The organism is Salegentibacter sp. UBA1130, assembly GCF_002311535.1.
GTDB classification, from domain to species: Bacteria; Bacteroidota; Bacteroidia; order Flavobacteriales; family Flavobacteriaceae; genus Salegentibacter; species Salegentibacter agarivorans.
This window is the reverse complement of sequence record NZ_DCAP01000004.1, coordinates 61,631-72,690: the sequence shown is the minus strand read 5'-3', so window position 1 is coordinate 72,690 and position 11,060 is coordinate 61,631. Positions and strand designations below refer to the sequence as shown.

Sequence of the window (11,060 nt, the reverse complement as noted above, 5' to 3'; positions counted from 1 at the left end):
GTTGTGAGTTGTGAGTTGTGAGTTAAAATTAATTTTTAAAATTCAAAATATGAAAAGTTACAGGGATTTAGATATCTACAATCTTTCTTTTGAATACGCACTGGAGGTTCACAAAGTTTCACTCAAACTTCCGAAATTTGAATTGTATGAGCAGGGTAGTCAGGTAAGAAGGTCCTCAAAAAGTATCAAAGACAATATTGTTGAAGGATATGGAATGAAGAGCTTATAAACAAGATTTTATAAAATTTCTAGTATACTCACACGCTTCACTTTTAGAATGTTTATCACAATTGGAGATGATCGATGAGTTATATAAAATTGATAAAATAAAAGAATTAAGAAAGAAATATGACCTTTTGAGAGGAAAAATCTATTCGTTTATTCAATACGTAGAAAAAAATTGGAAAACTTAAAAATTGAAAACTGAGAACCCACAACTGAGAACTGATAACTGACAACTGCTAGCTTGCAATTAAAATCCTACATAAAATTCCTTCTAAAATCCCAAAATCAACACGGATTGCATTCGCCGTTTGTGTATGATTTGGTGACGAATTGTTTTTATGATAAAAAGAAATACAAAGAATATAAGCTGTTAAAGCAATACCGAAAAGATCTTCTGAAAAATAACACCACCATTCAGGTGACCGATTTTGGGGCGGGAAGCAGGGTGTTTACCTCTAATGAACGTACCGTTTCTGCGATTGCGAAAAATGTGGGGATTCCGAAGAAAAGAGCCAGGTTTTTATTTCGTTTGGTTAATTATTTAGGCTGTAAAAATAATCTTGAATTAGGCACTTCCCTGGGAATAGGTGCGGCTGCTCTGGCTGCAAATAAAAAAAGTAACTTAATAAGTATTGAAGGTTGCCCCCAAACCGCTGAAGTAGCACGGAAACAATTGAAAAAATTCAACATTAAAAATGTAAAACTAATTGTTGGGGAGTTTGAAGAAATTCTTTCTAAAATTGTGACCCAACCTGAGGAAAAAAGTAAAACTTCCAAAGATTCTCAAGGACATCAACAACAAACAAAAAACAATAACCACCAAACAACAAACCTCGCACAACAAACTTCTTTCGATCTTATTTATTTCGATGGCCATCACACCAAAGAAGCTACCTTAAAATATTTTCAACAATTATTGCCAAGCGCTCATAATAATTCAGTTTTTGTTTTTGATGATATTCACTGGTCTACAGAGATGGAAGAAGCCTGGGGAGAAATTAAAGCGCACCCTGAAGTAAGAGTAACTATTGACACCTTTTTCCTCGGACTTGTATTTTTTAGAAAAGAGCAGGCAAAACAGCATTTTACAATAAGGTTGTAACAAAAATGGCAAAGCAGCGTCCTATAAACACAAAATTATTTTGGCATGAGTAAAGTCATTGAAATTAGGCAAATTACCAGGGATTTCCCGCTTGGAAATGAAGTGGTAAAAGTTTTAAAAGGGATTGACCTGGATATTGATAGAGGGGAATATGTAGCGATTATGGGACCATCGGGTTCGGGAAAATCTACCTTAATGAATTTACTGGGCTGCCTGGATACACCAACTTCCGGAACCTATATCCTTAATGGAAAAGATGCGAGCCAAATGGGTGACGATGAACTTGCCGAAATCAGAAACAAAGAGATCGGTTTTGTTTTTCAGACCTTTAACCTGCTTCCCAGGACTACCGCATTAGAAAATGTTGCTTTACCAATGATCTATGCCGGCTACAATAAAGCCGACCGAAAAAAACGTGCAGAAGAGGTTTTAATCAACGTAGGACTTGGAGATAGAATGGACCACAAACCTAATCAACTTTCGGGTGGACAACGTCAAAGGGTAGCCGTAGGAAGGGCTTTGGTTAACAAACCTTCTATAATTCTCGCCGATGAGCCTACCGGAAACCTGGATTCAAAAACTTCATTAGAAATTATGAATCTTTTTGATGAAATTCACGCTGCAGGAAATACAGTAATTTTGGTTACCCACGAAGAGGAGGTTGCAGACCACGCCCACCGGGTAATTCGTCTTCGAGATGGAATGGTAGAAAGTGATGAACGAAAAGAGGTTTTAAGCCAATAAGCGGTTATCCGGATAAATTTCTTTCCAAAATTCCCTAAATCAGATTTCCTGACTCAAAAAAGGTTTCATAAAAGCCAGACTTCTGCATTTTTCAGAAATTACCAAGGTGTTTTCTGGAATTACAATGGGGCTGATTTCCACATCTGGAAGCTTCACATAAAGAGGATTATTCTTAACTTCGAAATCTAAATAATCATCAAAATGAAGCATAAATTTGGAATTTTACTGCTTGCACTTGCAAGCATTTTTATTTCCTGTAATGACCAGGAAAAAGAAGCGCATACTAACCAGGAACAAACCGAAACCAAAGAGAATAGTTCTGTTAAAGTAGATGAATTCGCAGATATTAAGATTCTTAGGTACGAAATACCGGGATGGGAAAATCTGGATCTCAAAGAGCAAAAATTAGTTTATTATCTAACCCAGGCAGGCCTTGCCGGACGAGATATTATTTGGGCTCAAAACTACAAACACAATCTAAAGATTAGAAAAGCTTTAGAGAATGTGTATGCTAATTACGAAGGCGACAAAGATTCGGAAGATTGGAAAGCTTTTGAAACTTACCTGAAACGAATTTGGTTTTCAAATGGCATTCATCATCATTATTCTAATAATAAGATCAAACCAGATTTTGATAAAGCATATCTGCAAACCTTATTATCAGAAACCAATACAGAACTTAGTGGAGAGCCTTTAGAAGTTATTTTTAACGACAAGGATGCTAAAAAAGTGAATTTAGATGAAGCCGAGGGTTTACTTTCTGGATCTGCCACCAATTTTTACGGTGGGGATGTTACCGCTGCTGAAGTTGAAGAATTTTATGCAAATAAAAAATCCCCTAATCCTGAAAAACCGCTTTCTTTCGGCCTCAACTCTAAACTTGTCAAAGAAAACGGCCAGTTAAAGGAACAGGTTTACAAAGTTGATGGTCTATATGGCGATGCAATTTTTGAAATTATCAAATGGTTAGAAAAAGCTGAAGCGGTTGCCGAAAACGAAAAACAAGCTAATGCTTTAGGACTTCTCATAGAATATTATAAAACCGGAGATCTTGAAGTTTGGGACGATTATAATGTTGCCTGGGTAGAAGCCACAGAGGGAAACATCGATTATATCAACGGATTTATCGAAGTCTATAATGATCCATTAGGTTACCGTGGTTCTTATGAGAATATTGTGCAGATAAAAGATTTCGATATGTCTCAAAAAATGAAAGTTTTGGAAGATAACGTGCAATGGTTCGAAGACAACGCACCTATCATGGATGAGCACAAAAAAGAAGAAGTTGTTGGCGTAACCTACAAAACCGTTATTGTTGCAGGGGAAGCCGGAGATGCTTCACCCAGCACGCCCATTGGTGTAAATCTTCCTAATGCAAACTGGATAAGACAGGAACACGGAAGCAAATCTGTTTCTTTAGGTAATATTATTAACGCCTACAGCAAAGCTGGAGGAAGCGAGAAACTTAAAGAATTTTCTCACGATGAGGAAGAGATTGAGCTAAGTGAGCAGTACGGCGAACAAGCCGATAAACTGCATACTGCACTCCATGAAGTAGTAGGCCACGCATCGGGTAAAATCAACCAGGGAGTTGGTCAGACCAAAGAAACCTTAAAAAGTTATGCCTCTACTATGGAAGAAGGTCGTGCTGATTTAGTGGGACTTTATTACTTAATGGATCCAAAACTAGAAGAGTTAGGATTAACTGATGATCATACGAAGCTGGGGAAAGCGGCTTATAACGATTATATCAGGAATGGAATGCTGGGCCAATTAACCAGGATCGAGATGGGCGAAGACATTGAAGAATCTCACATGAGAAACAGGATGTGGGTAAGTTCCTGGGTTATTGAAAAAGGGAAAGAAGATGGAGTGATCGAAAAAATTAAAAAAGAGGGAAAAACTTATTACGACATAAAGGATTACCAGAAACTTAGAGAACTTTTTGGAGAGTTATTACGTGAAACTCAAAGAATTAAATCTGAAGGTGATTACGAAGCTGCCAAAAACCTGGTAGAAAATTATGGTGTAAAAGTAGATCAGGAAATTCACAAAGAAGTTTTAGATCGAAATGCGGTCTTTAAGTCAGCGCCTTACAGCGGTTTTGTAAATCCTGAGCTAGTAACCGAAACGGATGAAAATGGTGAAATTAAAACTATTAAGGTAACTCAGCCAGAAAGCTTTGAAGGACAAATGCTAGATTATTCAAAAAAATATAACTTTCTAAAAGTAGACGCCGGAGCGGAGTAAAAATTAAGAAGCGAAAATTATTAAATTCCCTTCTTTAATTTTTCTTTAAAATTTAAAGCCACGAATACAAATTGTGTTCGTGGCTTTTTATATGAAAAATATTGAAGACGCTTATTTGAAGTAGCTGTTCAAAAAATTCAACTTATACTTTCTTAACGAATTTAGTTAAGATTACGATCTGCTGTCCTTCAACCTTTCCCTCAATTTGTTCTGCATTGTCATGTACTAGAGAAACCCGGCGCACAGCAGTTCTGCGTTTAGCGGTTAAACTACTGCCTTTCACATTTAAATCTTTAGTAAGCACCACGGTGTCACCGGCCTCGATTACTGCACCATTGCTGTCTTTATGAATAACTTCAGCCGTAGTATTTTCTTCGGAAACCAACTGGGATTTGGCAAAAGCTTTCAACTCGTCTTCCATATACATCATATCCAGTAAGTCCTGTGGCCAGCCTTCTGCTTTTAATTTTGTCAGCATTTGAAAAGCAGTTACCTGAACAGCAGGAACTGTACTCCACATACTATCGTTTAAACAACGCCAGTGGTTTACCTCAATTTTATCAAAATCTTCCAGCTGTTCGGTGCAAACCTGGCACGCCATAAAACTTCCATCGGTAACTTCACCCGGGAAATTTTCAAGACTATAAACCTGTAAATTATCTGTAGCACTACAAAGTTCGCAGGTACTATCGCTGCGTTTCCTTAATTCTTGTTCTAAACTCATGAGTGATTTTTGAAGTCGCGAAGATAGGATATTATAAACCTGAGCTGATATTTTTATTACAAAAAGGCTGACAAACCTTTAAAAATCCCTTTCTTTATTCCTTTGCTTCTTCAATATATTGCTTCACCCGTTCTTCCAAAATAGGCAACGTAACCACACCCTGCTCTAAAATCACTTCGTGAAAAGCACGAATATCAAAATCGGAACCAAGAGCTTCTTCTGCTTTTTTACGCAATTCCCTGATTTTAATTTCTCCAATCTTATACGAAACTGCCTGTCCCGGCCAGGAAATATAACGATCTACCTCTGTATTAATATTATGCATGGAAAGTGCGGTATTCTTCTCGAAATATTCTACCGCTTCTTCCCTACTCCAACCCATTGCGTGAATTCCTGTATCGATAACTAATCGGCAAGCACGCCATTGTTCGTAAGTAAGCTTACCAAACATCTCGTATGGCGTAGTGTAAATCCCCATATCTTCAGCTAAGAACTCAGAATACAAGCCCCAACCTTCTCCATAAGCCGATAAATACATATTTCTTCGGAATTTTGGAATACTGTCGCCTAATTCGGCATTTAACGCGTTCTGTAAATGATGTCCCGGCACGGCTTCGTGGGCGGTTAAAGAAGGTAAAACATATAACGGACGATTAGATAAATTATAGGTATTCACCCAGTAATAGCCCGGCTGTGTTTCGTTTGAAGCACCAATATAACGCCCCGTGGTATACTTTGGCGCTATAGCATCAGGTACTTTTGTCACTCCGTAAGGTTTTCTTGGTAAGGTTTTAAAATAAGCTGGAAGTTTCGCGTCAATACGTTTAGCAATATCACGTGCTTCCATTATTAATTCTTCCCCGGTTTTCGCATAAAATTGCTCATCGGTTCTTAGAAAATAAATGAATTCTTCAAAACTGCCATCAAACTCGACTTCGGCAATTATTTTTTTCATTTCTGATTTAATTCGAGCTACTTCCTCCAAACCAATTTGATGAATTTCTTCCGCTGTCAAATCTAAAGTAGTATAATAATCCAGCCTGTTTTGATAATAGTCCCTTCCATTTGGAATTTCTGAAACTCCTAAACTTGTTCGGGTTTTTGGTAAGTATTCGGTTTCAAAAAATGTTTTAATTCTTTTAAACTGCGGAATTACATTACTGGAAATCGCATTTTCTGCAGCTGTTAAAACCGAATCCTTTTGCGCTTCGGAAAGTATTCCTGGAAGATTTTCAAAAGGTTCATAAAAATAACTTTCCTTTGGATCTTCCACGATTTGGTCGTTATAAGTAGATTCGTATCCATCAAAAATTATTCTGGGCTGAGTATTTCCTTTTTGCAATCCTTCACGCAATAAAACGAAATGCTGATCTACATAAGTAGGAATCGCATTTAATTTATTCAAATAAGCTTTTACCTGATCATAATTATTTAAATCTCTAACCTGATATGCAAGACTTAAATGAAATCCCGAATCTGAAAGTAACGGATTTAAATAAGCTTCGTATTTGTAGCGATCTACAGTTTCCTGAAGTTTAAATTTTAGCATTTCCAGAGAAATCTGTTCGGTTTCATTTAAAGAATCGGTTTTTATATCCTGAAGTTGCTCCAACTGTTTTTCAGCAAATTCTGATTCTTCTTTGTAATATTTCTCTGAATATAATCCCAAAGGAAATTCTTCGCGATCGTAGGCTTTATGATCATCAATTTCCTCAATAATAGTTTTTAAATTTTCTGAAGCTTCCTGCGCAGTTAAGGTAGAAATACATAAAAAACCGAGGGTGAGAGTAAGTATTTGTTTCATAGAAAAATTGAAGTTTTGATAAAGATAAGGTTTCTGAAGAAGTTTGTATGGAATTTGGTTTGTCACGAATACACGAATATTTTAGTCAATAGTCTGTAGTTGTTAGGCGTTTGATATAATGAAACTAGCGTCTAAATACTAAAGTCTACCGATTAAGTCGAGAGATTGCTTCAGTCATTCTTCCTTCGCAATGACTTGAATGTGCCTAATTTTGTAGGAACACGAATATTTTACTGAAAAAAATAAGTGATTCCTTGTACTAATAATTTAATTCCCCAAAATCCTATTCCCCAGCTGCGATAATAATTCCTTGGCATCTCCCCTGGTCTTTTCGGTTTCTATGGCTTTTATTTCACCATTTTCTTCGATCAGTTTATAGCTAAAAGCAAAGTCGGCATCTACCCTGGCTATCGGACTTAAAGTCCCAAAACGAAGATCATTAAAATAAATTTCTCTGTCTCTTTCTGAAATGGTATACCAACCTTCTGAAATATCGATAAGCCGCTTTACATTTCGCTTTTCGATCCAGTCGCCAAGCAATTGATGGTTTTTAGGATGTTTCACAAACGCTATTGGTTGGGTATCAAAAATTGAATAGTTCCCAATTAAATATGCATCTTCCACCTCCACATTAGCCGACCATAACACGGCATTTAACGGGGAAGGTTTTGTTTCAATTTTATAATAGGCAATATCCTGTTCTTCCAAAGCTTCAGTAAACTTATCAAACGTGTAAAGTTTTAAGGCCGGGGTAATAACCAACAAATAAATACTACTTATTAGGAGGCCAAGATTATTTAGTTTTCTCCTTTTTTTAGTTCCTCGTTCCTGTCGCATTGCCAGGATTAAGAACATCAAAAATGGCAGTGTATATAATGGATCTATCACAAAAATGTTCTTATACGCCAAACGGACTTCCAGGGGCCAGAATAGCTGTGTTCCCCAGGTTGTATGAGAATCCAGAAGTGGATGCGTAAAAAAGCCCCAAAACATCAACCAGGACCAGTTTTGCCAGGTAGCAATAGATTTCTTTTCAATCTTTGAAATTAGCCAACCAAAAATGGGCGCAAAAAGTATAGAGAATACGATGGAGTGTGTAAAGCCACGATGAATTTCAATAGCGGTAATAGTATCGGTAAAAGCGCTTGCAAAAGTATCCAGGTCGGGAATTGTGCCCGCGATGGCCCCATAAAGCATCGCTTTATTCCCCACTTTTTTACCGAGAACTGCTTCGCCAACCGCTGCACCCAGTACTATTTGTGTTAATGAATCCATTTATGATTTAGCTTCTTGTAAATTTATTTTTTAATAGATTCGACCTGACTTCTCGACTCCGCTCGAAGTGACAAATTCAGGGCGACAATCTGTTAATCATCAACAATCTCCATTTTCCTTAGAAGGAATGAGGCATTCATATTCTGGCAAATTCCATCTTTAAATTTATAATCAAAATGCAACTCATCGTTGATAATTTCCGCATCAAAATAATGGTTTTTCACCTGACTTAATTCTGAAGTAATTTCGCATAAACTCAAATCGTGCGTAGCAATGATTCCGGTAGAATTAGAATTCACCAGTTTCCTAATAAACTTTTTAGAACCTATAGCTTTATCGCTACTATTGGTTCCTTTCAAAATTTCATCAAGAATAATAAAATATCGATCGGTTTTAATTTCGTCTACTATAAACTTTAAGCGCTTTAATTCTGAAAAGAAATAAGATTCGTCGTCACTTAACGAATCGCTGGTACGCATACTGGTAATGAGTTTAATCGGCGAATACTTACAAGCTTCAGCACAAACCGGAAGCCCAATATTGCTCATTAAAATTTGAAGGGAAACCGTTCTTAAAAATGTACTCTTCCCGGCCATATTCGCGCCTGTAATAATAAAGAATTCTTCGTCTCCAATCGCAAAATCATTGGCAACCCTCTTTTTAGGATCTAAAAGCGGATGTGCCATTTTGCTTGCTGAAATTCCCTTTTTTTCGTTGATGATTTCAGGAAAAACATAATCTGGATGATTAAACACGAAATTCCCCAGGGAATTATAAGCATCGGTAAATTCAATGACCTCAAACCATTTTTCAACGTTTTGGCGGTATGCTGAAATCCATTTTTCTAGTTTATAACTCTGGCGAAGATCCCAGAGTAAAAAACCGTTACCAAAAATGCCAAAAATCATATTGTTTCGCTGGTCTAATGCATCGATCGCTTTGGAAAATTCTTTGAAAATTGCGGATGCCTTTTTCTTTTCTGAATGAATAAGCGACTGGTTTTTCTTTAAAATTTCTGAAGAAAAATCTTCTTTTTCAAGAAGTTCCAGCAACAAATGATATTGATGAAAAGTATCCTGAACTTTACTTACGCTCCCCGAAAGTAAATTGATTTTCTTCAGGTAAATTCCTGTAAAAAGTAAGCCGGCTAAGAACCACAGAAAAAGATGAATTCCCTTTAAATAATCAAAAGAATAACCCGCGATCACTAGAATGGAAATCACCGAAAAGACAGTGGGCAACCATTTCATATAATTCGGAACAAAATTCTTATAATTTTTAAACCATTTAATGACGGTTTTTGATGGGGTCTCAGTTTTTACCAATCTGGCTAAGGCCGTAAATTCCTGTCTCCATTCAGCTTTAGTTGCAAGTTCTTTAACGGCTTCCTGTTTCTGAGAAATATCTTCTATGCTATTTTCAGTAAAAATACCAGCAAGCTTTTTAGTACCTTCATAAAGTGCGGTTCGGTTGGAATACTGGAAAAAGGAACCCCTTCCAAATAAGTCAATATCCTGACTGTAAGGATGTATAGGATTTTCAAATTCACTGCCTTCGGGTAAATCCTGAAAATTCCGGGTTTTTAAAATATCAATTTCCAGTTCGTTTAGCTTGATGATTTCCTTTTGCTTATCACTCTTATCTTTAAGATTGCTGTGCCTGGAAACCAGGAATAAAAAAAGTGCAATCCCACCAATAACTACAGGAACGATCACATTCATATTTCCGAAAAAATAATAGATCGTAAAACATATTGCTAGAAAAATAAAAAGCCTGATTAAACTGGAGACCAGCAATTTTGTAGAGATCTTGCTTAATTCCTGCTGGTGTATTTCTTTTTGCTTTGAATAAAATTCTAATGGGTTATTCATCTAAATCTTTAAGTTCTTGTTGTTGCTTTTTGGTTAATCCCGCTTCTACCAAATTGTAAGAATCGTCTACTAATTGAAAAATAAAATCGGGCTTTAAGTGACCATCCAGGATCACTGTGTTCCAATGCTGTTTGTTCATATGGTAACCGGGTAAAATATTATTCTGGTATTCTTCCCGCAATCTTATAGCTTCTTCTGGATCACATTTTAAATTTACACTAAGCGGAATCGCATCAAGACCGGCCAAGGCAAACATCTTGCCCATAACTTTAAAAACCAGCGTATCTGGACCAAAAGGTAAGCCTTCTGTCACGCCTTTTTTACTGATGCAGTAGTTTCTAAGGGTTTCGATGTCCATATATTTAAGAATTGTCATTTCCGTGAAGACGGAAATCTATCTAATAATCAATATGCTAGATCCTGAAACAAGTTCAGGATGACGTCACCGTCTAATTTTCAATCTTCGCCTGATTTCTATCTTCTAAAGTCAGCGCGGTATAATCTAGCTTCCAACCTATGGTTTCCACTATTTTTTCCATCAATAAAATAGTATCCAGCGCCTCTTTTCTCGCCTGGTCTAAAAGTCCGCTTTGGGGAATTTTATCAACTATATAGTTTTTGGCGTCGCGGTTAATATCAGTAAGATCTGAAGTAGTGAACGGATTTGCCCATCCCTCGCGCTTATCATAATATTTAAAATCTGTTTCTACAGTAAGTAATTCGGGCTGCGGAAAATTGGTGAGCACAATGGTTTTCTTTTCATTCTCGCTATTCATTCGCACTTTACTAAGGTCAAAACCTACGTGCGCTTTGGCATTAACCAACACTATGGCCTTTTTCTTTCCTAAGAGCAAACTCAGGTATTTTTCCTTTAAATTCTCGTAATGATAGACTTCAGAAAAATCGCCTTCAACGGTTATAAATTTGCAAACACTCCTTATTTTATCCATAATCACCAACGACTGCTCATTGGTTTTAAGCTTTGATTTCTCCTTATTAAACCTGGCAAAAATAAAATAAGCCGCGACCGCTCCCACGGCCAATCCGATAAATAAAAATTCCATA

At 36.8% G+C, this 11,060-nt stretch carries 12 protein-coding genes; 5 read left to right on the top strand and 7 right to left on the bottom strand.

Annotation, left to right across the window (positions count from 1 at the left end; translation table 11 throughout):
• Positions 1-49 precede the first annotated feature (49 nt).
• From B4F31_RS01140 to B4F31_RS01125, 4 genes are all read left to right on the top strand, one after another.
• Positions 50-229 (top strand): four helix bundle protein, encoded by a 180-nt coding sequence (locus tag B4F31_RS01140; RefSeq protein WP_286760391.1) that lies wholly within the window; start codon positions 50-52, stop codon positions 227-229.
• A gap of 10 nt (positions 230-239) precedes the next feature.
• Positions 240-413: a four helix bundle protein gene (locus tag B4F31_RS01135; protein WP_286760444.1), complete on the top strand. Its 174-nt coding sequence runs from the start codon at positions 240-242 to the stop codon at positions 411-413.
• A gap of 107 nt (positions 414-520) precedes the next feature.
• Complete coding sequence (locus tag B4F31_RS01130; RefSeq protein ID WP_286760390.1) at positions 521-1,327, top strand: O-methyltransferase; 807 nt, start codon at positions 521-523, stop codon at positions 1,325-1,327.
• 45 nt (positions 1,328-1,372) lie between these two features.
• Entirely contained in the window at positions 1,373-2,071 is a 699-nt protein-coding gene (locus tag B4F31_RS01125; protein WP_286760389.1) for an ABC transporter ATP-binding protein, read from the top strand.
• 39 nt (positions 2,072-2,110) lie between these two features.
• Here B4F31_RS01125 and B4F31_RS01120 read toward each other — a convergent pair whose 3' ends face one another.
• Entirely contained in the window at positions 2,111-2,281 is a 171-nt protein-coding gene (locus B4F31_RS01120; protein WP_286760388.1) for a hypothetical protein, read from the bottom strand.
• Here B4F31_RS01120 and B4F31_RS01115 point away from each other — a divergent pair.
• The gene (locus tag B4F31_RS01115) at positions 2,273-4,321 is read left to right on the top strand and encodes a dipeptidyl-peptidase 3 family protein (protein ID WP_286760387.1); all 2,049 of its coding nucleotides are present in this window, start codon (positions 2,273-2,275) and stop codon (positions 4,319-4,321) included. The two genes, B4F31_RS01120 and B4F31_RS01115, sit on opposite strands and share 9 nt — an antisense overlap.
• 142 nt (positions 4,322-4,463) lie before the next feature.
• Here the strand turns inward: B4F31_RS01115 and B4F31_RS01110 are convergent, their stop codons facing one another.
• The 6 genes from B4F31_RS01110 to B4F31_RS01085 all read right to left on the bottom strand — a co-directional run bounded on the left by B4F31_RS01110 (position 4,464) and on the right by B4F31_RS01085 (position 11,059).
• A complete protein-coding gene (locus B4F31_RS01110) occupies positions 4,464-5,045 on the bottom strand; it encodes a PhnA domain-containing protein (RefSeq protein ID WP_286760386.1) in 582 nt (193 codons plus the stop codon).
• 94 nt (positions 5,046-5,139) lie between these two features.
• A complete protein-coding gene (locus B4F31_RS01105; RefSeq protein ID WP_286760385.1) occupies positions 5,140-6,849 on the bottom strand; it encodes a DUF885 domain-containing protein in 1,710 nt (569 codons plus the stop codon).
• A gap of 267 nt (positions 6,850-7,116) precedes the next feature.
• Complete coding sequence (locus B4F31_RS01100; RefSeq protein WP_286760384.1) at positions 7,117-8,124, bottom strand: metal-dependent hydrolase; 1,008 nt, start codon at positions 8,122-8,124, stop codon at positions 7,117-7,119.
• 92 nt (positions 8,125-8,216) lie between these two features.
• Positions 8,217-9,995, bottom strand: a complete 1,779-nt coding sequence (locus B4F31_RS01095; RefSeq protein ID WP_286760383.1) for a MutS-related protein — start codon at positions 9,993-9,995, stop codon at positions 8,217-8,219.
• On the bottom strand, positions 9,988-10,353 hold the full coding sequence (locus B4F31_RS01090; protein WP_286760382.1) for an MmcQ/YjbR family DNA-binding protein: 366 nt from the start codon (positions 10,351-10,353) through the stop codon (positions 9,988-9,990). The genes B4F31_RS01095 and B4F31_RS01090 overlap by 8 nt, the downstream gene beginning before the upstream one ends.
• A gap of 91 nt (positions 10,354-10,444) precedes the next feature.
• Positions 10,445-11,059 carry a DUF4230 domain-containing protein gene (locus B4F31_RS01085; protein WP_286760381.1) on the bottom strand — a complete coding sequence of 205 codons (615 nt, stop codon included), beginning with the start codon at positions 11,057-11,059 and terminating at the stop codon, positions 10,445-10,447.
• Between the last annotated feature and the right edge of the window lies 1 nt (position 11,060).